The sequence below is a fragment of the Micromonospora sp. DT62 genome, from assembly GCF_049847285.1.
GTDB classification, from domain to species: Bacteria; Actinomycetota; Actinomycetes; order Mycobacteriales; family Micromonosporaceae; genus Micromonospora; species Micromonospora reichwaldensis.
The window spans coordinates 1-22603 of the sequence record NZ_JBNCOB010000033.1; the positions used below are offsets into that span (position 1 = coordinate 1).

A 22603-nucleotide genomic window follows, 5' to 3' on the forward strand; every position below is an offset into this window, starting at 1 on the left:
CCCCCCCCCCGCGGGGGCGCCTCCCGCCCCGGCGGGTTTAACCGCCTCGGGGGGGGCCCCCCCCCCCGCCCCGTGTGGCGGACGGCTCAGCCGAGGGCGCGCAGCCGGGCGGCGAGGTCGCCGGCGAAGAAGTCGAGGAAGCCGTCCGGGTCGGGACCGGCGTTCTGCAGCACGACGTGGTCGTAGCCGGCCTCGACGTACGGGCGGACGGCCGCCACGTGCGCCTCCGGGTCCGGCCCGACGGAGAACAGTTCCCGGACGTGCCGCTCCTCGACGTACGCGCTGGCGGCGTCGAAGTTGACAGGGTTCGGCAGTTCGCTCATCACCTTCCAGCCGGTCACCATCCACCGGCTGGTCTCCAGCACCGCCCGTACGGCCTGCTGGTCGTCGGTGGCCCAGGCCATCGGCACCTCGGCGTAGCGGGGACCGTCGCCACCGGCCTGCCGGTAGTGCTCGACGATCGACGCCTTCGGCTCGGTGACGAACAGGCCGTCGCCGAGTTCCGCCGCCATCGTGGCCGAGGACCGGCCGCTCGCGGCGACCGCGATCACCGGTGGGGTCTCCGGCAGGTCGAAGATCCGGGCGTCCTCCAGGTGCAGGTGCTTGCCCTCGAATGAGTGGTAGCCGCCCTGCCAGAGCAGCCGGATGATCTCCAGCGCCTCGCGGAGCCGCTCGTGCCGGCCCCGTACGCTGGGAAAGCCCTGCCCCACCACGTGCTCGTTGAGCCGTTCCCCGGCCCCGACGCCGAGGGTGAACCGGCCGTCGGAGATCAGCGCGAGGGTGGCCGCGGCCTGCGCGATGATCGCCGGGTGGTACCGGACGGTCGGGCAGGTCACCCCGGTGGCGAGGCCGATCCGTTCGGTCTTCGCCGCGACCGCCCCGAGCACGCTCCAGGTGAACGACGAGTGCCCCTGCGTGTCGAGCCACGGGTGGAAGTGGTCGCTCATCTCGACGAAGTCGAAACCAGCCTGCTCGGCCCGGACGGCCTGACGGATGATCTCCTGCGGTCCGTACCCCTCCGAGGCGAGCTTGTAGCCGATCCTCATGCCGGTGCTCCCGTCCCGTGCGGCGCTGGTGGCGCAACGCCGGTTCCCGTGCCGAGGGTCGACAAACGTCGGGCCGCGCGGGCGGCCCCGGGACGCCGGTACCGATGACCCAGCCTCCTAGGACGCCCTACGCGGTGTGGCGCACCGCGCGCTGTCCTCGATGGGCGTGGAAGGCGAACCACCCGCCGGCGCCGCCGGACTCGGCCTCTGGGCGAGCCCGGCTGTATCGCCGTCCCGGCACGGCAGATTCGGGGCCGACGAGCGGGACAGGCGGCCGAGGGGCCTGGCCGGCCCGGACCGACGTCGGCAGGAGGGACGGAGCCGGGGAGCCGGCGCGGCGTACCCCGGACACGGCTCGGCCCGCGCCCGAGTGGGCGCGGGCCGGAGAAGTGCGTCCTACTTGGACGGCTGGGGCAGTTCGCAGTCGACCTTCGGGTTGGCCCCGATGTAGTTCAGCGGCCCGGCCACGATGGTCACCAGGATCGTGCCGGCCTCGGCGCAGTTCGTGTCGTCGCCGCTGTAGTAGCCGCGCTGCCCGGCGGCGACCGCGCCGATGATCAGCCAGATGACGACCAGGACTCCGAATATCGACGTGCCGCGCATCGCTGCCTCCGCAAAGGTGTGGTGGATCGAGGTGTTGGGCGTTGTACCCAATCGCGATGAACGGCTAACGGTGCCGCCGCCGAGGAACCGGCGCGGCGGACGGCCGACAGGTGGGCGGACGGCCCGGAACGCCGACATCGCGGCGCCCGGTGGTCGGGGCGCCGCGATGTCGACGGCGGATCGGTCGTGCGGCGGTACCCGATCCATCCGGGTACCGCCGTCCGGCGCCGACGGGGAACGCGGCAGCCGGGGCGAAGCCGGTCAGGAGTCCGCGCCGCCCACCGGGGTCGGCAGGGCGGCGGCCGCCTCCTGCGGGGCGCCGGCGAGCACCTTGGCCTGCTGCGGCCAGGTCGCCAGGCTCGGCGCGGCCCGCAGCCCGGCCGCCCGGATCGTCTCCCGCAGGGCGGCCTCGTCGAGCTCCGCCAGCTGCCGGTACGTCCGGATGCCGGCCTCCTGCAACGCCGCGGCCATCTTCGGGCCCACGCCCTGGATCCGGCGGAAGTCGTCGGCGGCTTCGGAGTCGGTCGCGGCCGGAGCGTCCACCTCGCCGCGCGGCGCGGGAACGACCACCGGCTCGGCCGGCGCGTCGGCCGGCGTCGACTCGGGCTCGACGGGTGCGGCGGCGGAGATGGCCGGCTCGACCACGGTGGCGGCGGCCGGTGCCGGCTCGACCGGGGCGGGCTCGACCACGGTGGCGGCGACCGGGGTGGCGGCGACCGGGGCCGGCTCGATCGGCGTGGCGCGGGTCGGCTCCGGCTCGGCGGGTGCGTCGGCCGGCTCCGGCTCGACGGCGGAGGCGGCCACGGCAACGGGCTCGGCAACGGGCTCGGCCGGGCCGGCGGCGGTGGGAACGGGTGCGGTCTCCGGCTCGGCCGGGGTCACGCTCGTCGACGCCGAGGCGACGGCGGCCGGGACGGGCTCCGCGTCGGCGGCGGGAAGGGCTTCCGTCGCGGCGGCCGGGAGGGGCTGCGCGTCGGCGCTCGGGGCGGGCTCCTCCGCCGGCCGGCGGTCGACGGGGCCGGTCACCTCGGCGGCCACCGGCAGCACGACCTCGTGCTCCGGCCGTACGTCGGTGGTGGTGGCGGACGGCATGGGGTCGGCGTCGGGCGCCGGCACCGGGTCGCCGGTCAGCGCCATGTCGGCCGGGTCGACGGCGTCGGCCCGGGACGCGTCGGCCGATACGACCGTGGCCGCCGGGGCATCGGTGCTGCCCGGGTCGGCGTCGGTCGGGGCGTCGACCCCGGGCGCGGCGGGGACGCGGTCGGCGACCGCCTCCGGCGCGGGGTCCACGGTCACCTCGGGGCGCGCTTCGTCCAGGGTGGCGACGGGCGGCGGGTCGACCACCACGGCGGTCATGCCGGCGACCGGGTCACCATCCACCATGGGCGAGCCGTGGGTGGCGGCTGTCGCGTTCCGCCAACCGCGCCCGAACCAGCCGCCCACCAGACCCACCAACAGAGCCACGATCAGTATCAGCCAGTGCCCGAAAGACCACGCCACGGCAAACCTCCCTATCGTTCACGTCCGGAAATCCGCGAGAAAAACTCGCCGCAGCTTCGCACACGCCTGACGACGCCGACAGGCAGGACCGGGTGCCCGACGTGGCGGTGGGACGGGTCGCGACGGGCGGTGTCCGCCGGGGCGACGGAGGGTCGCCGCGTCCGCGTCCGCGTCCGCGTCCGCATCCGCGGGCGGTGGGCGGGTAGGCGGTGGGTGGGCAGGCGGGGACCCCGGCACCCACTGGCGGCGCCGGGGTCCCCGTCGGACGGTCAGTCCTCCTCGCCCCGGTAGCTGTAGAAGTCGTCGACGAACCGGCGCGCCAGCCGGGGTACCCGGCTGGTGACGCCGAAGTAGCCCCGCGCGCCGAGCAGCGCGAGCCGGCCGACGACCGGCTTGTACATCCGGTCGTCCCCGCTGGTGCCGCTGCGGTTGAGCGAGTCGGTGACTCGGGCGAACCCGTACGGCACCATCGCGGCCTCGTAGTCGGCCACCGCCTGGAGCAGCGTCTTGTCTCCGGTGGCGGCCTGCCGCAGCTGGCGGCAGAGCAGGGCGGCGTCGCGCAGGGCCGTGTTGGCGCCCACCCCGCGTCCCGGCGTCATCGTGTGGATGGCGTCGCCGAGCAGGGTGACGGTGCTGCTCTTCCAGGGCGGCACCGGCTCGCTGGTGGACACCCTGATGGGCAGGGCGCTGCCCGGGTCGCTGCGGGCGAGCAGTTCGCGCAGGTGGGGGTGCCAGTTTCGGGTGAGTCGCAGGGCGAGCAGGACCAGGTCCTCGCCGCGCAACTGCATGACGTCGCTCGGGAAGCGGCGGGCCGTGCTCCAGACGACCAGGTTGATGTTGTCGCGGGTGTTGTCGTGGCGCAGCCCCGGCCAGCCGCGCAGCAGCTCGGCGTCGGCGGGGTCGACGCCGGGCTTGAGCGCGCCGTCGCGGTCCCACTTGAACTCCATCACGTGCAGCACGCCCATCATCCCGCCGGTGCCGAAGATCAGCGAGATGCCCTGTTCGATCCGCTCGGGCAGCAGCCCCCGGGTGTGCGGGGTCAGGGGGATCCGGGTGGCGATGTTGATGGTGCCGGCGTCGCGGGTGACCGCGTGCGGCAGGTACTGGCGGCGTACCGCCGAGTGCGTGCCGTCCGCGGCGACCAGCAGGTCGCCGGTGGCGGTGCTGCCGTCGGCGAAGTGCGCGGTCACGGTCCCGTCGTCGCGTTGGTCGTACCGGGTGAAGGCCTTGTCGAAGTGGACGATGTCCTCCATGCCCGTGAGCAGGACCTGGCGCAGGGTCATCCGGGCGACGGACCGTTCGGTGTTCACGGGGTCGGTGTCCGGCCGGAGCGTGAACGAGGCCGTGCGCCGCATGCCCTGGGTGATGACGTTGAAGTAGCGGGGGGAGCGGGCGCAGGTGGCGAGGTAGACGTCGAACAGGGCGGGCGGCAGGCACTCGCGCAGCGCGCGGCTGCCGGTCGGCCCGATGCCGACCCGGTAGCCGAGCAGCCCTTCGCCGCGGGTGCGGTACCGCTCGTAGACGGCGACGCTGATGCCGGCACGGCGCAGGCCGTGCGCCAGGCACAGCCCGCCCGTGCCGGCCCCGATGATCAGGACGTGCGGTGGTCTGGACGACATGGCGACCGCCCCCGTTCAGCCGGCCGGGTGCGACGACGCCGCCGCGTCCGCGGCGTCCCACCGGTAGAAGCAGCCCGCGATCGCGTCGCGCGGCGAGCGCCAGGTCGGCAGGTACGGCGTGGTGTGCGCGGAGAGCCGCTCGTTGACCTGGCGGTAGAGCGGGTGGTTGCGGGCCTCGGCCAGCGCGTCCGGGGCCACGTCGGCGGTCTCCATCAGGTGTACGCACAGGTCGTGCAGGCAGTACAGGGACCGGTGACGGACCCCGGTGAGGGCGGGTAGCTCGGTCGCGTCGGACTCGGCGAAGATCTGCGCCACCCGACCCTCCGCGCCCGGGATGATCCTGCTGACGATCAGTAGACGGCTCATGGGACCCCTCTCGCCGGTGGCGCTCCGCGACCATGTCGCAGACCACGGACTGTTGTGCGGCCCACCGTGCCCCGGCGACTGTCACCTGTCCGTCACTCGCCCCGCCGCGCCGGTGACGCCGCCTCAGCGCGCGCGGGGCGCGATCCGGTGGGCCGGCGGCCGGCGGGGCCCGGCCGGGGCGGTACGGGTGGCCTCGCGGATCGGCGCGAGGGTGTCGTCGAGCAGGGCGGTCATCGCCGCCGAGGGCTCCAGCCGCAGTTCCCGCAGCAGCAGGTCGCGGTAGACGTAGAAGGCGTGCACGGCCTCGAAGGCGTTGCCCTCGGCGAGGTGGATGCGGACCACCAGCCGGTGCGGCGTCTCGCGCAGGGGCTCGGCGGCCATCGCCTCCAACGCGGCTTCCAGTGCCGCGCCGTGGCGGCCCGCCGACAGGTGTTGGCCGGCCAGTTCCTCCAGCATGTGCAGGCGCAGCTGGCGCAGGCGCTCCCGGTCGGCCAGCACCCAGTCGTCGTACCAGCCGGGGAGCAGGTCGTGCCGGCCGGCGGCGAGCGCGGCGGCGGCGCAGGGGTCGTCGCCGTCGCGTACCCGCGCGGCCGTGCCGACGAGCGCGTCGACGTCGACCCGGACGACCGGGCCGAGGGCGATCGTGTCGCCGGAGGTGGTGATCGGGCAGCAGGGGTCCTGGCGCAGCCGCCACAGCGCGGTCCGCAGGGACGACAGCGCGCGGTCCTCGGGCGCGTCCGGCCAGAGCAGGCCGGCCAGGTTGCTGCGGGTGGCGCCGGGGCGCAGCCCGATCAGGGCGATGACGCGTTGCAGGCCGCGCGGCACCACGACCGGGGCCTCGCCGTGCAGCAGCCGGAACCCGCCGAGCAGGTGCAGGGAGATCTCGGCGTCGACACGGCAATCGGTGGTCGGCGTCGATCGATCAGCGGCCACGGCGGCACCCCCTGCGGAACGCTCGTCCCGACTCGTCTGCTGTCCCCGGCGCGGCTGCCCATGACCCCACTGTCGGATCGCTCCGCCGCGGCACGGCCTCGCACACCGCGGCCGCCGGGCTGACCGTGACGAAGATTATCAATTGTGGTCACTCTCGGTCAATCTCTTGTCCAGGATGGCGCTTGCCTGTCGACGTCCACGAGAACCCTTCCTAACTGCGGATATTCCACACCAGATGATCGGTGCCGCACAGCGGATACACAGCTCGCGTCAACGCAGCGTCACAAAAGCTGCGTCGCCGTTCGGCGGTCGCCGGTGACGCCGCCGTGACGCCCGGGGCCGGATCGTGTCGCCAGTCGTCCGGCTAGGCCGGTGCCGTGGTCACCGATTCCCGATGCCGTGGAGGGAGGCCCGTCCATGGACCGTTCGCTGATCGTCGCGAAGGTGCTGCCGAGCGCCGAGGCGCGCGTCGCCGAGATCTTCGCCGATTCCGACGCGACCGAACTGCCGCGCCTGGTCGGGGTCCGGCACCGGTCGCTCTACCGACTCGGTGACCTGTACGTGCACCTGCTGGAGACGGAGTCGCCGGGTGGGGAAGCGGTCGAGGCGGCCCGGGGACACCCCGAGTTCGCCAGGGTGAGTGCCCGGCTGCAGCCGTACGTGTCGCCATACCTGCCGACGTGGCGGGAGCCGCGCGACGCGATGGCCCGCTGCTTCTACCGCTTCGACGCCGCGCCCGTCGGGCGGCCGTCGTGACCGCCACCGCGCCCCGCGAGGGGCAGCTCTGGTCCCGCTGCGGTGGCTGCGCCACCCTGCTCTACCGCAAGCGGCTGCGGCGCAACCTCGACGTCTGCCCCGAGTGCGGGGCGCACGCCCGGGTCGACGCGCCCGAGCGGCTGCTCCAGCTCGTCGACCCGGGGTCGTTCACCGCCCTGGCGGAGCGGCCGGCCGAGGTCGACCCGATCGGCTTCGTCGACCTGCTGCCGTACCCGCACCGGCTCACCGCGGCGCGGGCCGGCACCGGGCTGGCCGAGGCGGTCGTCTGCGGCACGGCCGCCGTCGGGCGGCAGCCGTGCGTGCTCGCCGTGATGGACTTCCGGTTCCTCGGCGGCAGCCTGGGCTGTGTCGTGGGGGAGCTGATCACCCTGGCGGCCGAGCGGGCCCTGACCGACGGGGTCCCGCTGGTCCTCGTCACCGCCTCCGGCGGGGCGCGGATGCAGGAGGGCGCCCTGTCGCTGATGCAGATGGCCACGGTCAGCCAGGCGATCGCCGCGCTGCGGGAGGCCGGCCTGCTCACCGTCAGCGTGCTCACCGACCCGACGTACGGGGGCGTGGCCGCCTCGTTCGCCACCAACACCGACGTGGTACTCGCCGAGAGCGGCGCGCGGATGGGCTTCGCCGGCCCCCGGGTGATCCGGCAGGTCACCGGCCGGGACCTGCCGGAGGGCTTCCAGACCGCCGACTTCCTGCTGCGGCACGGCCAGGTCGACATGGTGGTGCCCCGGCACGCCCTGCGGGGCCGGCTGGTGGCGCTGCTCGCCGCCGCGCGGGCCGGGCGGCGGCCGGCGGCGCGTCCCGGCGTACCCCGGCAGGAGCCGTCGCCGCTGGTGGCGCGGCCGGCCGGCGGAACCGCCACCACGACGGCGCCGGGCCCGGGCGGCGACGCCTGGGAGACGGTGCGGCTGGCCCGGCACCCGGGTCGTCCGACCACGCTGGACTACCTGGAGACGGCGTTCGACGGCTTCGTCGAGCTGCACGGCGACCGGCTCGGCGCGGACTGCCCTGCGGTGGTGGGCGGGCTGGCCCGGCTCGCCACCCGGCCCGTCATGGTCATCGGGCACCAGAAGGGGCACACCACCGCCGAGCTGGTCGGGCGCAACTTCGGCATGGCCAGCCCGGCGGGGCACCGCAAGGCGCTGCGGCTGATGCGTCTCGCCGCCCGCCTCGGCCTGCCGGTGGTCACCCTGGTCGACACCCCCGGGGCGGATCCCGGCGTGCGGGCCGAGGAACAGGGCCAGGCGGCGGCCATCGCGGAGACCATACTCGCCCTGACCGTGCTGCCCACCCCCGTCGTCGCCGTGATCACCGGCGAGGGCGGCAGCGGTGGTGCGCTGGCGCTCGCGGTGGCCGACCGGGTGCTCATGCTCCAGCACGCCGTCTACTCCGTGATCAGCCCGGAGGGCTGCGCGGCGATCCTCTGGCCGGACCGGGGTGCCGCGCCGCAGGCGGCCCGCGCGCTGCGGCTCACCGCCCCCGACCTGTGCCGGCTCGGGATCGTCGACGACCTCGTTCCCGAGCCGGCCCCGGCCGCCCACCACGATCCGCAGGCCGCCGCCCGGGCGCTGCGCGAGGCGGTGCTGGCGCACCTGCTGCCGCTGCTCGACGTGCCGCCCGCGACGCTGGTCCGCCGCCGGCGGCAGCGCTTCCGGCGCTTCGGCGCCGCCCGCCTCGGCGCCCGGGCGGGGGCCCGGTGAGCGCCGGCGGGATCCGGGCCGCCGTGCCGCCGGCATTCGGCCTGGAGGCGGTCTTCGCGGTGCCGGCACCCGGCACCCGGACGGCCCCCGACGCCCACCTGACGCCGCAGGCGTACCCCACGCCCAGCCCGCATCCCACGCCCGACGCGGCGCGGTCGTCCGACGCGGTTCGGTCGTCCGACGTCGAGCGGGCCGCCGGCCCGGTGCCGGCGGCTGCTACGCATCCGTCGCCCGGCGTCGGACTGGCGTCCGGCGTGGAGGCGGCGTCGGAGGTGGGGCAGCGGGTGGACAGCGTGCTCGTCGGGCTGCGGCGGCACGCCCGACACCTGGCGGCCGAGATGCCCGGCCCGCTGCGGCGGATCAGGCTGCGCGGCGGCGACACGGTGCTGGAGGTGGAGTGGCACGCCGCCCCGGCCGGGACCGCCCCCGCCGTGGCGAGCCCGGCACCCCCGCCCACCGTCGCGCCGCCGGAGGGGTACGCCGTGCGGTCGCCCATCGTCGGCACGTTCTACCGCGCGCCGGAGCCGGGCGCCGCGCCCTTCGTCGCCGTCGGCGACCTGGTCCGTCCCGGGCAGGTCGTCGGCATCGTCGAGGCGATGAAGCTGATGAACGAGGTGATCGCCGACCGGGGTGGCCGGGTCGTCGAGGTTCTCGCCGCCGACGGCCAGCCGGTCGAGTACGACCAGCCGCTGGTCGCGCTGGACCCGGTGTGAGGGGCGGGTCGCGATGTTCGAGAAGGTCCTGATCGCCAACCGGGGGGAGATCGCCCTGCGGGTGCTGCGCGCCTGCCGGGAGCTGGGCGTGCGTACGGCGGTGGTCTACTCCACCGCGGACGCCGACTCCGTCGCCGTGCGCCTGGCCGACGAGGCCGTACGCATCGGGCCGGCACCCAGCCGGCGCAGCTACCTCAACGCCGCCGCGATCGTGGAGGCGGCCCGGCAGGTGGGGGCGCAGGCGGTGCACCCCGGCTACGGGTTCCTCTCCGAGGACGCCGACTTCGCGGAGATCTGCGCCGACAACGGCCTGGTCTTCATCGGCCCGCCGCCGGAGGTGATGTCCGTGCTGGCCGACAAGTCCTCGGCGCGGGCGCTGATGCGCCGGGCCGGGCTGCCCCTGCCGCCGGGCAGCGTCGCGCCGGTGCCCACCGCCGCCGCGGCGGCGGAGGTGGCCGCCGAGGTGGGCTACCCGGTGATCGTCAAGGCCGCGGCCGGCGGCGGGGGCCGGGGCATGACGGTGGTCGCCACCCCGGCCGAGCTGCCCCGGGCGTACGCGCGGACCCGGGCCGCCGCCCAGGCCGCCTTCGGCGACGACCGGGTGTACGTCGAGCGGTACCTGACCGGTGCCCGGCACGTCGAGGTGCAGCTGCTGTGCGACTCCCACGGCAACGGCGTGCACCTGGGCACCCGGGACTGTTCGGTGCAGCGCCGGCACCAGAAGCTGGTGGAGGAGGCGCCCGCTCCGACACTGTCGGCCGGCACCTCGGAGGCCATCGCGGAGTGCGCCCTGCGCGGCGCCCTGCACGCCGGCTTCACCGGCGCCGGCACCGTGGAGTTCCTCGTCGACCCCGACGAACGGTTCCACTTCCTGGAGATCAACTGTCGGATCCAGGTCGAGCATCCCGTCACCGAGATGATCACCGGGATCGACCTGGTGCACGAGCAGCTGCACATCGCCGCGGGGGTGCCGCTGCGCTGGCGGCAGGAGGACGTCCGGTTCCACGGGGTAGCCATCGAGTGCCGGGTCAACATGGAGGACCCGGACCGCGGCTTCGCGCCGACGCCCGGCCGGCTGGAGCGCTTCGTCCCGCCCGGCGGCCCGTTCACCCGGGTCGACACGCACGGCCACGCCGGCTACCTGTTCGGCCCGCACTACGACTCCCTGCTGGCCAAGGTGGCGGTCTGGGCGCCGGACCGGGAGCTCGCGCTCAACCGGCTGGAACGCGCCCTCGACGAGTTCGACATCGCCGGCCCCGGGGTCCGCACCACCATCCCGTTCGCCCGGCGGGTGCTCGACGACGCCGGGTTCCGCAAGGGCCGCTACTCCACCGGCCTGGTCGAGCAGTTGCTCGCCGGCCCGCCCGACGCACACCACAGGAGGCTCCGATGACCGTCACCCATGGCCGTCCGCTGACCGCCGAGATCACCGACATCCTGGTGGCCAACTGCGGGCTGGACGCCGACGCCGCCGCCCGCGCCCCGGCCGCGTCCCTGGAGGAACTCGGCATGGACTCGCTGGCGCTGCTCGAACTCTCCGCCGTGGTCGCCGACCGGTGGCAGGTGCAGATCCCCGAACAGGCCGGGCAGCTCAGCATCGCGGGCGTCGCCGAGCTGGTCGCCCGCGACGCCGACCAGCCCGGGCACACCGAGAACAGCGTGCTCATCGTCGCGCCGCTGCCGCTGGTGTGGGACGTCACCAACGACGTCGCCAACTGGCCACAGCTGTTCACCGAGTACGCCCGGGCGGACATCCTGCACCGCGACGGCGACACGGTGCGGTTCCGGCTCACCATGCACCCCGACGAGAACGGCACGGTGTGGAGCTGGGTCAGCGAACGTACCGCCGACCCGGTCACCCGGCAGGTCGACGCCCGGCGGGTGGAGACCGGGCCGTTCGAGTACATGCGCATCCACTGGCGCTACACCGAGGAGCCCGGCGGAACCCGGATGACCTGGGTGCAGGACTTCGCGATGAAGCCCACCGCGCCGGTGGACGACGCGGGCATGACCGACCGGATCAACGCCAACAGCGCGGTGCAGCTCGCCGTCATCAAGGAGAAGATCGAGCGGCTCGCCGACGCCGACCGGGCGACGGGAGCCGGCGATGAGTGAGCGGACCCTGCGGCTGGTCGCCGCCGCCGACGTCGCGCCCGACGGCCGACGCGGCGGCGAACTGCGGGTGCTGCTCGGCCCCAAGACCGTCGGCAGCACCTCGGGTTTCATGGGGGTGGCGACGCTGCGCCCGGGGGAGCGGATCGCCGAGCACTACCACCCCTACAGCGAGGAATTCCTCTACGTCGCCCGGGGCGCGATCACCGTCGACCTGGACGACGAGCCGGTGCCGCTGGCCGCCGGAGAGGCGCTGTTCGTGCCGCGCAACGTCCGGCACCGGCTGCGCAACACCGGGGACGGGTCGGCCGAGGTGGTCTTCCACCTCGGACCGCTGGCGCCCCGGCCCGAACTCGGTCACGTCGACACCGAGCTGGTCGAACAGCGAGGCGGGTCGTGAGCGTGAGGAGTGAGCCGGGGTTGCGAGCCCCGCAGTCGCGAACCGAGGTGACGCCGTGAGCGGGCGCCGCACGGTGGTGACCGGCGTCGGGGTGGTCGCCCCCGGCGGCGCCAGTCGGGACCGGTTCTGGAAGACCATCACCGAGGGGCGTACGGCGACCCGGCGGATCACCTTCTTCGACCCGTCGGCCTTCCGCTCCCAGATCGCCGCCGAGTGCGACTTCGACCCGGTCGCCGCCGGCCTCACCGGAGACGAGCTGCGGCGCGCCGACCGGTACGTGCAGTTCGCCCTCGCCTGCGCCGCCGAAGCCCTCGCCGACGCCGGCCTGGAGCTCACCGACGCCGAGCGGGACCGCACCGGCGTGGTGCTCGGCACCGCCGTCGGCGGCACCACCGCCCTGGAGCAGGAGTACGTCACGGTCAGCGACACCGGCCGCCGGTGGCTGGTCGACGCCGGGCGCGGCGGCCCGTACCTCTATCAGGCGCTCGTGCCCAGCAGCCTCGCCGCGGACGTGGCGTGCCGGCACGGACTGCACGGCCCCGCGCAGGTGGTCTCCACCGGCTGCACCTCCGGCATCGACGCGATCGGGTACGCCCATCAGCTCATCGCCGACGGCGAGGCCGACGTCGTGCTGGCCGGGGCCGCCGACTCGCCGATCTCCCCGGTCACCGTCGCCTCGTTCGACGCGATCAAGGCGACCAGCCCGGACAACGACGACCCGGCGCACGCCTCCCGCCCGTTCGACGCCGACCGGCACGGCTTCGTCCTCGCCGAGGGGGCGGCGGTGCTGGTGCTGGAGGAGGCCGGGCACGCCGCGCGCCGTGGCGCGCACGTCTACTGCGAGGTGGCCGGCTACGCCAGTCGCAGCAACGGCTACCACATGACGGGGCTGCGGCCTGACGGGCTGGAGATGGGGCTGGCCATCTCGGCCGCGCTGAAGCAGGGCCGCATCGCCCCCGAGCAGGTCTCCTACATCAGCGCCCACGGCTCGGGCACCCGGCAGAACGACCGGCACGAGACCGCCGCCTTCAAGCGGGCGCTGGGCCAGGCCGCGTACCGGGTGCCGATCAGCTCGATCAAGTCGATGGTCGGGCACTCGCTCGGCGCGATCGGCTCGATCGAGATGGCCGCGTGCGCGCTGGCCGTGGAGTACGGCGTGGTGCCGCCGACGGCCAACTGGAGCACCCGCGACCCGGAGTGCGACCTGGACTACGTCCCGAACGAGGCGCGGGAGCTGCCGGTCGACGTGGCGCTCTCGGTGGGCAGCGGGTTCGGCGGCTTCCAGTCGGCGATGGTGTTCCGCCGGCTGCCCGGGCGGGTGCTGCCGTGACCGCGCGGGCCGTGGTGACCGGCATCGGCGTCGTCGCGCCCAGCGGGATCGGCGTGGACGCGCACTGGCGTACCGTGCTCGCCGGCACCCGCCGCACCGGGCCGATCACCCTGTTCGATCCCGCCGGCTACCCGACCCGCCACGGCGGGGAGGTGCCCGGCTTCGACGCCGCCGCGTACGCCGACAACCGCCGGCTGGTGCAGACCGACCGGTGGACGCACCTCGGCTTCGCCGCCACCCGGCTGGCGCTGGCCGACGCCGGCCTGCCCGAGCGGGCCCCCGACCCGTACGGCTACGCCGTGACCCTGGCCAGCTCGTCGGGCGGGAACCTGTTCGGGCAGCGGGAGCTGCAACGGCTCTGGGGCGGGCCGTCGCGCACCGTCGGGGCGTACCAGTCGATCGCCTGGTTCTACGCGGCCAGCGTCGGGCAGCTCTCCATCCACCACCAGTTCAAGGGGCCGTGCGGGGTGCTGGTCGCCGAGACCGCCGGCGGGCTGGACAGCCTGGCGCACGCCGCGCGGGCCGTACGCCGGGGCACGCCCGTGGTGATCGCGGGGGCGACCGAGTGCCCACTGAGCCCGTACGCCCTGGCCTGCCAGCTCCGTTCCGGCCTGCTCAGCGACGTGGCCGACCCGGAGCGGGCCTACCGGCCGTTCGACGCCGCCGCCAGTGGCTACCTGCCCGCCGAGGGCGGCGCGGTGTTCGTGGTGGAGGAGTTGGGCCACGCGCTGTCCCGGGGCGCCCGCGTGTACGGCGAGGTGACCGGCTGGGGCGCCACCCACGACGCCGTCCACACCGGACCGGACACCGCCGGCGACCCCGGGCAGTACGCCCGCGCCATGCGGCTGGCCCTGGACCGGGCCGGCGTCGGGGCGGAGACGGTCGACGTGGTGCTGCCCGACGCCCTCGGCGTGCCCCGCTACGACCGCAGCGAGGCTGTGGCGCTACGCGCCGTCTTCGGCGACCGGCCGCCCCCGGTCAGCACCCAGAAGCCGCTGACCGGCCGCGCACACCAGGGCGGCTCGGCGCTGGACGTGGCCACCGCGTTGCTCGCGTTCGGCCACGACACGCTGCCGGCGTCCGCCGGTCCGGACGAGGTGGCCGAGGGCTGTGAGCTGGACTTCCTGCGGGAGCACCGGCGACCGCGCAGCCGCCTGGCGCTGGTCTGCGCCCGCGGCTTCGACGGTTTCAACAGCGCGCTGGTCCTGCGTGGGGCCGCGCCGCAGAGGGGAGTGACGCCGTGAGCGAGCAGGTCACCGGTACGACGCCCGTCGGGTCCCGGGTCGGGGCGCAGCGGGCAGCCGACGCGAACGGGCAGCGGGCCCGGGTGGTGTTCCTGGTACGGGTACCGCAGGAGCGTACGGAGGCGTTCCTGGCCGCGTACGAGGCGGTCCGGCACCTGGTGGCCGGGGGCGTCGCGGGGCACCTCGTCGACCAGGTCTGCCGGTCGTCGGCCGACCCGGAGCAGTGGCTGATCACCAGCGAGTGGGCGAGCCTGGCCGACTTCGAGGCGTGGGAACGCAGCCCGGAGCACCGGGACCTGGTCCGGCCGATGCGGGAGTGCTTCACCGACGCCCGGTCGCTGCGCTTCCTCATCCACGCCCAGACCCCCGCCACGTCCCGGACCTGAGCCCCGCCCTCCCGGCTGTCCGCCCTCCCGGCTGTCCGCCCTCCCGGCTGTCCTCACCGTCCGGTGAGGGGGCAACGACGCGGTGGGCCGTTCGTCCGCCGGCCCCAGGGCACGAGTGGAACACCACGGGTGTCACCGGCTGTCGTTGACACCCATGGTGTTCCACTCGTGCGGTGGCACGCGGGGTGTGTCGCCCGGCACGCGTTGCTTCTGGCGCGGTCCGTCGCGCAGCACGCGATCCGCCCGCCGCCCGCGTAGCCGCACCGTCCGCCCGGGCCCGTCGGCCGTCGCGCCCCGCCCGCGAGGCCGTCTCGTCTTGTCCCGCCCGTGCGAGCGTCTCGACCCGCCCCGTCGGCCATCCCACTCCGGCCCGTGCGAGCGTCTCGACCCGCCCCGTCGGCCATCCCACTCCGGCCCGTGTGGCCGTCCCAACCGGCCTACCCCGGGTGGCCGAACCGATGCGGCTGAAGACCACCATCGGCCGTCCGGTGGGCGTGCCGCGCCGTAAATACGACGGGTCATCCGGCGGATACCCTCAGTCGACGTACACGCCCGATCCTGCCCGACGAACCGGTCGTGGGCAATCCGGCCGGCCGCCCTTTCTGATCTAGCCATTTGCATCTAGCTATGCATCGGGCGGCGTCGTAAGGTTCCCCGCAGCACCCCGACAGGCACACCTTATGGGCGGTTTCGCCCTTATTGAGGCTGGGCGGTGAACGGTTGTGACGACGGGAAATCCTGCGGCGACAGACCCGCTCTGGGTTGACGAAATTCTGCTCGAAGGCCGTTCGACCGACATTTGTCTCCGACTTCCCGAACCGGTCGACCGGGGCACTCTGCGGCGGCTGGTGACCGACGCGCAGGCCCGTCTCGGCGCCGCCGGACTGCGCCCCGGGGGCGCCGCCGCGCTGCGGCTGCCACCCTCGCTGGCGTACGTGGTGAACCTGCTGGCCACCTGGCGCAGCGGGGCACAGGCGATCCTGCTCGACCACCGGCTCACCGACCACGAGGTCGACCGGGCGCTCGCGCGGCTCACCCCGCAGGTGGTCGTGGCCCCGGTCCGTACCGGCGGCGGCGGACTGCGGATCTTCGTCGACGTCACGGAGGGCGTCACCGCGTACGCCGATCGCCCGGCGGTCAGCGGGCACGCGGTGATCCAGCTCAGCTCCGGCTCCACCGGACCGTCCAAGGTGATCGGTCGTACCGCCGACGATCTGGTCGCCGAGGTGCGCCGCTACACCCGCATCGACGGCGTGGCGCTGCCCGGCGAGCGGATCGTCCTGCTGCCCTCGATGGTGCACGTGCTCGGCCTGGTCGGTGGCCTGCTCTACGGCCTGCACGCCGGCGTCGAGCTGGTGCCACCGGAGCGGCTCGCCGGCGACGCGGTGCTGGCCGCGATCGCGGCCGACGACTCGCCGGCCACGGTGCTCGGCGTGCCGTTCCACATCGGACTACTCGCCTCCACCCGTCCCACCGGGCCGCTGCCGCAGTTCAAGCGGATGACCACCGGCGGCGAGCTGGTGCCGGCCGCCGTGGCCCGCGCCTTCACCGACCGGTACGGCGTGCCGCTGGGCAACATGTACGGGATGACCGAGGTCGGCGTCATCGGCACCGACCTGCACGGCCGGCACCGCCCGTCGATCGCCCCGGCGCCCGGCGTCGAGGTCCGCGAGGTCGACGGTGAGCTGTGGGTGAGCTGCCCCGCGTCGCCGTACGTCGGGCCGAGCGACCCCACCCGCTGGGCCGACGGCTGGCTGCGCACCCGCGACGCCGGCGTCGTGCACCCGGACACCGGCCTGGTCACCGTTCGCGGGCGGCTCGACTCGCAGGTCTCCGTCGGCGGTCTGAAGGTCGACCTGACGGAGGTGGAGGCGACCGTCGCCGAGCTGGCCGGCGTCGCCGCCGCCGTGGTCGTCTTCGACGGCGGCATCACCGCCTACGTGCAGCCGGACGGGCCGCTGTCGGAGGAGGCGCTCGACAGGCTGATCGCCGAGCGGCTGGCCGGCTACAAGCGCCCCCGCACCCTGCGTCTGGTGGATCAGCTGCCGCGTACCACCACCGGCAAGCTGGTCCGCTCGACCGACGCGCTGCGGGCGGCCGCCACGTGAGCGCCGCACCGCGCGGCCCCGAGCGCCCCGTCCGATCCGACCGGCGCCGACCCGACCCGCGCCGACCCGACCGGCACCGCCTGGACCAGCAGCGCCCCGACCGACACCACGTGGACCGGTACCGCCTCGTCGGCGACCACCGCGACGGCCAGGACCAGGCCCCCGCCCACGCGGGGATGCCCGACGCGCAGGCGCCTGCCGCCGAGCGCCGGCCCCAGCCCCCCGTCGGGGTCGTCCGGCACCGGCATGAGCCGCCGCAGACCGCCGCCGCGCAGCCCCGTCCCGAGCGCCTTGCCCACGGCCTCCTTCGCCGTCCACAGCCGCAGGAAGTCGCGCGCCTGCCCGTCGGCGTCGCGCTCCGCCAGCCACGCCGCCTCGGCCGGCGCGAACCATCGCCCGGCCAGCGCCAGCGCGGGCAGCGGACGGCACCACTCCACGTCGATCCCCACCGGGCCGGCCGCCCGGGCGGCGACCGCGACCACCCCGTCGGCCCGACTGACGCTGACCGGAAGCTCCACCCGGGCCTCCGCGCCGGACACCGTGACCAGCGGACGCCCGTCGCGGCCGTGCTCCACCACGATCTCCGCCTCCGCGCGGCCGAGCAGCGCGGCACCCGCGCGCCGCAACAGCCGCCCGGCCGGGACCGGCCGACCGCCGACGCCCCGGCCGATCCACACGTACGCGGTGTCCCGACCGGGCACCGGTAACTGGCTCACGGAAAGAGGTTAACCATGCGACCCGAGATCCGCGCCTTCGTCGTCGAGCAGCTCGAGGACATGAACTACGACGTCGAGGGCCTCGACGACGAGACGACCCTCGGCCCGTCCGGGGTGGACCTGGAGTCGTTGGCCCTCGCCGACCTCGCCGTGCGCGTCGAGGACCGCTACGGCCTGAAGTTCGCCGACGACGAGTCCGAGAAGCTGGCCCTGATGACGGTCGGCGAGTTCACCACGATGGTCGCCGACCGGGTCGCCGGGGCGCCGAGCGACGACTCCTGATGGCCGGTCAGCCCGACCTGGAACGGGCCGACCTGGTGACCATGCTCGCCGACCTCGCCGGCAAGCCCGCCGCCGAGGTCGGCGACCGGATCGGCTCCATGGAGCTGGCCTGGCTGGTGCACCTCGTCGAGCAGCGCCTCGACCGGCGCCTCGACCTCACCGACGACCAGCTCGCCGGGATCCGGACCGTCGACGACGCCCTGGCGGTCTTCCGGGCGTGCCTGGTGGCTGCGACCCCGCCGCACACCTCGCCCGGCCCGATGACCGCCGCCGCCGATGGCTGAACCGGCGGCCGTCCAGCTCACCGGCGTCCACGCGACCAGCGCGCTCGGCAGGGGAGCCGACGCGCAGCTCGCCGGCGTGCTGGCCGGCGTCCCGGCGTTCCGGCCGGTGGACCGCTTCGACACCGCACCCCGCCGGGTCGACGCCGCCGCCGTCCTGCCCGACGCCGGTGACCTGGCCGACGAACTCGCCGAGGCGGTCGACGCGGCCTGCCGGGACGCCGGGCTCGACGCCGGTCGCCGGGCCGGCACGGCCCTGCTGCTGGCCGTGCACGGCGGCGCGCACGTGCCGGCGCTCACCACCGCGCTGGCCGCCCGGACGGGGCTCACCGGCCCGGCCCGGGCGTACACCACCGCCTGCGTCTCGGCCAGCAGCGCGGTCGCCGACGCCGCCGCCCTGATCCGCCGCGGCGACGTCACCCGGGCGGTGGTGGCCGCCGGCTACCTGGTCGAGCCGGACCAGTACGCGCTCTTCGACGCCGGTCGCGCCCTCGCCACCGACGGCGCGGTACGCCCGTTCAGCGCCGGCCGCACCGGGCTGCTGCTCGGCGACGGCATCGCCGCGGTGGTGCTGGAGTCGCGGGCCGCCGCCCGGGGCGCGGTCGCCGACCTGCTCGGCTGGGGCCGGGCCGGGGACGCGTACCACCCCTGCCAGCCGGAGCCGGGCGGGCGGGGCCTCGCCCGGGCGGTCACCGCGGCGCTGCGCCGGGCCGGACTCCCGGCGGAGGCGATCGGGTACGTCAACGCCAACGCCACCGGCACCGGCCACAGCGACGCCGCCGAGGCGGCGGCCCTGCGCACCGCGCTCGGCGCGGCGGCGGCACGCGTCCCGGTCAGCTCCACCAAGGCGCTGCACGGGCACGCCCTGGAGGCCTCCGGCCTGCTGGAACTGGTGGTGACCGTGCTCGCCCTGCGGCACGGGAAACTGCCCGTCAACGCCGGCTGGCTCGGCCCCGACCCGGCCTGCCCGCTGGACGTCGTGCGCGACGCGCCCCGGCCCGCCGCCACCGGGTACGCGCTGAGCCTCAACGCCGCCTTCGGTGGCGCCAACACGGCGCTGCTGGTGGGTGCGGCATGAGCGGGACCGCCGGGCATCCCGCCGGCCGCCTCACCGTGCTGGCCGAGGCGGCCTGGCCCGAGCCGGACGACGGGGCGCCGCCGCCGGTGCCCGGGTACGTGCACTCCAGCTTCCCGCCCCTCGTCGCGGCCGTCGCCGAGCGCTGCCTGACCCGCGCGTACGGCCGGCGGCCGGCCCCCGACGGCGAACGGACCGCGGTCGTGCTGGTCAGCGCGGCCGGGGACCGGGCCAGCGCGGCGCACGTGCGCGCCACGGTCGCCGCCGGCGGCCGGCCCGGGCCGCTGTTCTTCTTCCAGTCGGTGCCCAACAGTGTGGCCGGGCACGTGGCCGCCCGGTGGGGCCTCGGCGGGCCGGTGCTCTGCCTCGCGCCGCCCGGCGACCCGCGCGCCGAGGGCACCGCCGAGGCCGAGCTGCTGCTGCACGACGGCGACGCCGACCGGGCGTTGCTGGTCCTGATCGAACAGGCACCCGTCGACGGCGGTGCGCGGGACACGGGCGGACAGCCCGAGTCCCGAGCCGTCGCGGTGCTGCTGGGGGGAGGAGACGCACCATGAGGAAGAGGGGACTGCGCGGGGCGCTGGCCGCCGACGAGCGGATCGGCGCCGGCAACGTGCTGGCCCGGGTGCTGGCGCACGGCGCCGACCCGGACGGGCCGGGCCTCACCTTCGACACCGCCGTGGACGGCCACCCGGCCGGGCGGGCGCTCACGCTGGGCCGGCTCGACGAGCGGGTCGCCGCCCGCGCCGCCTGGCTGCACGAGCGGGGGATCACGCCCCGCGACCCGGTCGCCGTGTGGGCCACCGCCGCCGCCGACATGGTGCTCAGCTACCTCGCGCTGACCCGGCTCGGCGCGATCCCGGCGCTGATGAACGGCGGGCTGCGCCCCGAGATCGCCGCCGAGTACGTGCGTCGGCTGCGCGGCGTCGGGGTGCTCGCCGACGACGCGCACCGCGCCCTGCTGGCCGGCCACGACCTCGGCGTGCCGGTGCTCGGCACCCCGGCCGAGACGGGTACCGGCGATCCGGCCGCCGCGCCACAGCACTACCGGCACCACGGCGACGACCCGGTCGTCATCACCCACACCTCGGGCACCACCGGGGTGCCCAAGGCGGTGCTGCACTCGCACGCCAGCCTCTTCGCCGCCACCCGGCACCTGCTCGCCATGCCGCAGGCGCAGGGCACCGGCCGCATCCTCAACGCGCTGCCCGCACCGCACACCGCCACCGTGCTCATGGTCAACCAGGCCCTCGGCAACCGCGCCGAGATGCTCCTGCTCTCCGACCAGGGCGGGGAGCGGGTGCTGGAGGCGATCCAGCGTTGGCGTCCCGACGGGGTGTTCGGGTTCTCCGTGACGTGGGCGGAGCTGGCCCGCTTCGACCTGTCCGCGTACGACCTGGACTCGGTGTCGCTGTGGTTCAACACCGGCGACTGCTCGCACGAGCCGCACGTGCGCCGGCTCGTCGCGGTCGGCTCCCGCGACGTGCTGACCCGCGAGGGGGTCACCCGGGTGCCCGGCTCGGTCTTCATCGACGGGCTCGGCTCCAGCGAGATGGGCCACTCGATGTTCCACATCACCCACCGCGTCGACACCGACCGGTACGGCCGCTGCGTCGGCCGGCCCTACCGGTTCGCGAAGGTCGCCGTGCTCGACGCCGGGGGCGACCCGGTGCCGGCCGGCGAGGTGGGCTGGCTCGGCGTCGACTCGCCGTCGCTGTTCCGGGGCTACTGGAACGACTCGGCCACCACGTACCGGTCCCGGCAACGCGGCTGGTACCTGACCGGCGACCTGGTGTACGCCGACGACGAGGGCCGCTACCACCACCTGGACCGGGCCGTCGACGCGGTCGACGCGGGGGACGGGCGGTGGTTCTACACGGCGCTGTCCGAGGAGCGCGTCCTCGCCGCCTGCCCGGACGTCACCGACTGCACGGTGGTGATCACCTCGGGGGCCGGCGGGGTGGTCACCGACGTGCTGCTGGAACTCGCCGCCGGGGTCGACCCCGCCGAGGACCGCACCGGGCGGGTCCGGGCCGCGCTCGGCCCGGACGTCGGCGCGACCCTGCGCCGCGTCGTGCCGGTCCGCTCCGCCGACATCCCGGTCACCGTCACCGGCAAGGTGCGCAAGGTGGTCCTGCGGGAGCGCTACCTCACCGAGTCGCCGTCATGACGGCCGTCATCACCGGGATGGGGCTGTTCACCCCCGCCGGGCGGGGCGTCGACGCCACCTTCGACGCGCTCTGCTCCAGCCGCTCCGGGCTGAGCCGGCCGCCGGCCGGGCATCCGGCGGCCGGGTCGCTGGAGGTGGCCGGCGTGCTCCCGGACGTCGACCCGCGTACGGTCGCCACCGGGCCGGAGACCCGGGTCCTGGACCGGGTCGTGGTGCTCGCCCTGCTCGCCGCCGCCGACGCGCTCGCCGACGCCGGCATCGAGGTGGGCCGGGACGTGGACCCGGGCCGGATCGGGGTGATCGTCGGCGGCGTCGGCGGGATGGCCACCCTGGAGGCGCAAGTGCTCGCCCGCGCCGCGCGCGGCCGGTCGGCGGTCAGCCCGTACCTGCTGACCGGGATCCTGCCGAACATGCCGTCGGCCCGGATCGCCATCCGCCACGGCGTCCGTGGCTACACCTCGTCGGTCGGCACCGCCTGCGCCTCCGGTGCCCAGTCGATCGCCGACGCGGTCCGGCTGATCCGTGCGGGGGAGGCCGACGTGGTGCTCTGCGGGGCCAGCGAGGCGCCCCTCTTCCCGACCTTCGCCGACACCTTCGGCAACGCCCGGGCGCTCGCCCGGGGCTGGGCCGACCCGACCGCGGCGAGCCGGCCGTTCGACGCCCGCCGCAACGGGTTCGTCCTCGCCGAGGGTGCGGCCCTGCTGGTGCTGGAACGCGCCGAGCACGCCGCCGCCCGGGGCGTCACCGGATACGCCGAGGTCGCCGGGTACGGGGCGACGACCGACGCGTACCACCCGACCGCCCCGAGGCCCGACGGCGCCGGCGCGGCGGAGTGCATGCGGCGCGCGCTGGCCAGCGGCGGCGTGCCCGCCGCGCGGGTCGGCTACGTCAACGCGCACGGCACCGGCACGAAGCTCGGCGACATCGCCGAGACCACCGCGCTCGCCGACGTGTTCGGCGTCGGGGGCGTGCCGGTCAGCTCCACCAAGGCGCTCACCGGCCACCTGCTCGGCGCCTCCGGGGCGCTGGAGGCGGCGGCCACCGCGCTGGCGCTCGGCCGGGGCCTGCTGCCGCCGACGCACAACCTCGACGACCCGGACCCGGCCTGCCCGGCGGACCACATCCGCGCCGAGCCGCGCAGGACGGACACCGGATACGCGCTGACCAACTCCTTCGGCTTCGGCGGGCAGAACGTGAGTCTGCTGCTCGCGCGGGCCGCCCGGCCGAGGGACTGACCCCGCACCA

The 22603-nt window shown here is 75.5% G+C and carries 23 protein-coding genes; 16 read left to right on the forward strand and 7 right to left on the reverse strand.

Annotated elements, in window-relative coordinates; genetic code table 11:
• Positions 1-86: 86 nt before the first annotated feature.
• The 6 genes from ACPXCB_RS28695 to ACPXCB_RS28720 form a co-directional block, all read right to left on the reverse strand.
• Positions 87-1046: a TIGR03557 family F420-dependent LLM class oxidoreductase gene (locus ACPXCB_RS28695; protein ID WP_357576306.1), complete on the reverse strand. Its 960-nt coding sequence runs from the start codon at positions 1044-1046 to the stop codon at positions 87-89.
• Positions 1047-1442: 396 nt separating this feature from the next.
• Entirely contained in the window at positions 1443-1649 is a 207-nt protein-coding gene (locus tag ACPXCB_RS28700; protein ID WP_091630565.1) for a hypothetical protein, read from the reverse strand.
• A 261-nt stretch (positions 1650-1910) separates the two neighbouring features.
• Positions 1911-3149 carry a helix-hairpin-helix domain-containing protein gene (locus ACPXCB_RS28705; RefSeq protein WP_425878997.1) on the reverse strand — a complete coding sequence of 413 codons (1239 nt, stop codon included), beginning with the start codon at positions 3147-3149 and terminating at the stop codon, positions 1911-1913.
• Positions 3150-3418: 269 nt separating this feature from the next.
• Complete coding sequence (locus tag ACPXCB_RS28710; protein ID WP_425878999.1) at positions 3419-4768, reverse strand: FAD-dependent oxidoreductase; 1350 nt, start codon at positions 4766-4768, stop codon at positions 3419-3421.
• A 15-nt stretch (positions 4769-4783) separates the two neighbouring features.
• Positions 4784-5134 carry a TcmI family type II polyketide cyclase gene (locus ACPXCB_RS28715; protein WP_151456453.1) on the reverse strand — a complete coding sequence of 117 codons (351 nt, stop codon included), beginning with the start codon at positions 5132-5134 and terminating at the stop codon, positions 4784-4786.
• 123 nt (positions 5135-5257) lie between these two features.
• Positions 5258-6067 carry an AfsR/SARP family transcriptional regulator gene (locus tag ACPXCB_RS28720; protein WP_425879000.1) on the reverse strand — a complete coding sequence of 270 codons (810 nt, stop codon included), beginning with the start codon at positions 6065-6067 and terminating at the stop codon, positions 5258-5260.
• A gap of 417 nt (positions 6068-6484) precedes the next feature.
• On the opposite strand from ACPXCB_RS28720, the gene ACPXCB_RS28725 reads away from it, so the two are divergent.
• From ACPXCB_RS28725 to ACPXCB_RS28770, 10 genes are all read left to right on the forward strand, one after another.
• The gene (locus tag ACPXCB_RS28725) at positions 6485-6823 is read left to right on the forward strand and encodes a TcmI family type II polyketide cyclase (protein WP_425879002.1); all 339 of its coding nucleotides are present in this window, start codon (positions 6485-6487) and stop codon (positions 6821-6823) included.
• The gene (locus ACPXCB_RS28730) at positions 6820-8541 is read left to right on the forward strand and encodes an acetyl-CoA carboxylase carboxyltransferase subunit alpha (RefSeq protein ID WP_425879004.1); all 1722 of its coding nucleotides are present in this window, start codon (positions 6820-6822) and stop codon (positions 8539-8541) included. Before ACPXCB_RS28725 ends, ACPXCB_RS28730 begins: the two co-directional genes overlap by 4 nt.
• Before the next feature lie 203 nt (positions 8542-8744).
• Positions 8745-9254 (forward strand): acetyl-CoA carboxylase biotin carboxyl carrier protein, encoded by a 510-nt coding sequence (accB, locus tag ACPXCB_RS28735; RefSeq protein WP_425879093.1) that lies wholly within the window; start codon positions 8745-8747, stop codon positions 9252-9254.
• A 13-nt stretch (positions 9255-9267) separates the two neighbouring features.
• Positions 9268-10647, forward strand: a complete 1380-nt coding sequence (locus ACPXCB_RS28740) for an acetyl-CoA carboxylase biotin carboxylase subunit (protein WP_425879006.1) — start codon at positions 9268-9270, stop codon at positions 10645-10647.
• A complete protein-coding gene (locus ACPXCB_RS28745; RefSeq protein ID WP_425879007.1) occupies positions 10644-11369 on the forward strand; it encodes an SRPBCC family protein in 726 nt (241 codons plus the stop codon). Before ACPXCB_RS28740 ends, ACPXCB_RS28745 begins: the two co-directional genes overlap by 4 nt.
• Positions 11362-11766, forward strand: a complete 405-nt coding sequence (locus ACPXCB_RS28750) for a cupin domain-containing protein (RefSeq protein WP_425879008.1) — start codon at positions 11362-11364, stop codon at positions 11764-11766. The genes ACPXCB_RS28745 and ACPXCB_RS28750 overlap by 8 nt, the downstream gene beginning before the upstream one ends.
• 55 nt (positions 11767-11821) lie before the next feature.
• A complete protein-coding gene (locus tag ACPXCB_RS28755; RefSeq protein WP_425879010.1) occupies positions 11822-13096 on the forward strand; it encodes a beta-ketoacyl-[acyl-carrier-protein] synthase family protein in 1275 nt (424 codons plus the stop codon).
• The gene (locus ACPXCB_RS28760; protein WP_425879012.1) at positions 13093-14340 is read left to right on the forward strand and encodes a beta-ketoacyl synthase N-terminal-like domain-containing protein; all 1248 of its coding nucleotides are present in this window, start codon (positions 13093-13095) and stop codon (positions 14338-14340) included. Before ACPXCB_RS28755 ends, ACPXCB_RS28760 begins: the two co-directional genes overlap by 4 nt.
• Positions 14341-14423: 83 nt before the next feature.
• A complete protein-coding gene (locus tag ACPXCB_RS28765) occupies positions 14424-14726 on the forward strand; it encodes an antibiotic biosynthesis monooxygenase family protein (RefSeq protein WP_311412701.1) in 303 nt (100 codons plus the stop codon).
• Between the two features lie 722 nt (positions 14727-15448).
• Entirely contained in the window at positions 15449-16834 is a 1386-nt protein-coding gene (locus ACPXCB_RS28770) for a class I adenylate-forming enzyme family protein (protein WP_425879013.1), read from the forward strand.
• Here ACPXCB_RS28770 and ACPXCB_RS28775 read toward each other — a convergent pair.
• Positions 16765-17550 (reverse strand): 4'-phosphopantetheinyl transferase family protein, encoded by a 786-nt coding sequence (locus tag ACPXCB_RS28775; RefSeq protein WP_425879015.1) that lies wholly within the window; start codon positions 17548-17550, stop codon positions 16765-16767. The two genes, ACPXCB_RS28770 and ACPXCB_RS28775, sit on opposite strands and share 70 nt — an antisense overlap.
• Before the next feature lie 15 nt (positions 17551-17565).
• On the opposite strand from ACPXCB_RS28775, the gene ACPXCB_RS28780 reads away from it, so the two are divergent.
• Genes ACPXCB_RS28780 through ACPXCB_RS28805 form a run of 6 tightly spaced genes read left to right on the forward strand, consistent with a single transcriptional unit; the run spans position 17566 to position 22593 of the window.
• On the forward strand, positions 17566-17832 hold the full coding sequence (locus tag ACPXCB_RS28780; RefSeq protein WP_132234722.1) for an acyl carrier protein: 267 nt from the start codon (positions 17566-17568) through the stop codon (positions 17830-17832).
• The gene (locus ACPXCB_RS28785) at positions 17832-18116 is read left to right on the forward strand and encodes an acyl carrier protein (RefSeq protein WP_425879017.1); all 285 of its coding nucleotides are present in this window, start codon (positions 17832-17834) and stop codon (positions 18114-18116) included. Before ACPXCB_RS28780 ends, ACPXCB_RS28785 begins: the two co-directional genes overlap by 1 nt.
• Positions 18109-19191, forward strand: a complete 1083-nt coding sequence (locus ACPXCB_RS28790) for a beta-ketoacyl-[acyl-carrier-protein] synthase family protein (protein ID WP_425879019.1) — start codon at positions 18109-18111, stop codon at positions 19189-19191. Before ACPXCB_RS28785 ends, ACPXCB_RS28790 begins: the two co-directional genes overlap by 8 nt.
• On the forward strand, positions 19188-19745 hold the full coding sequence (locus tag ACPXCB_RS28795; protein ID WP_425879020.1) for a beta-ketoacyl synthase chain length factor: 558 nt from the start codon (positions 19188-19190) through the stop codon (positions 19743-19745). The genes ACPXCB_RS28790 and ACPXCB_RS28795 overlap by 4 nt, the downstream gene beginning before the upstream one ends.
• Positions 19742-21358 carry a class I adenylate-forming enzyme family protein gene (locus tag ACPXCB_RS28800; RefSeq protein ID WP_425879021.1) on the forward strand — a complete coding sequence of 539 codons (1617 nt, stop codon included), beginning with the start codon at positions 19742-19744 and terminating at the stop codon, positions 21356-21358. The genes ACPXCB_RS28795 and ACPXCB_RS28800 overlap by 4 nt, the downstream gene beginning before the upstream one ends.
• Positions 21355-22593, forward strand: coding sequence for a beta-ketoacyl-[acyl-carrier-protein] synthase family protein (locus ACPXCB_RS28805; protein WP_425879023.1), 1239 nt, complete (start codon positions 21355-21357; stop codon positions 22591-22593). The genes ACPXCB_RS28800 and ACPXCB_RS28805 overlap by 4 nt, the downstream gene beginning before the upstream one ends.
• The last annotated feature ends 10 nt before the right edge of the window (positions 22594-22603 follow it).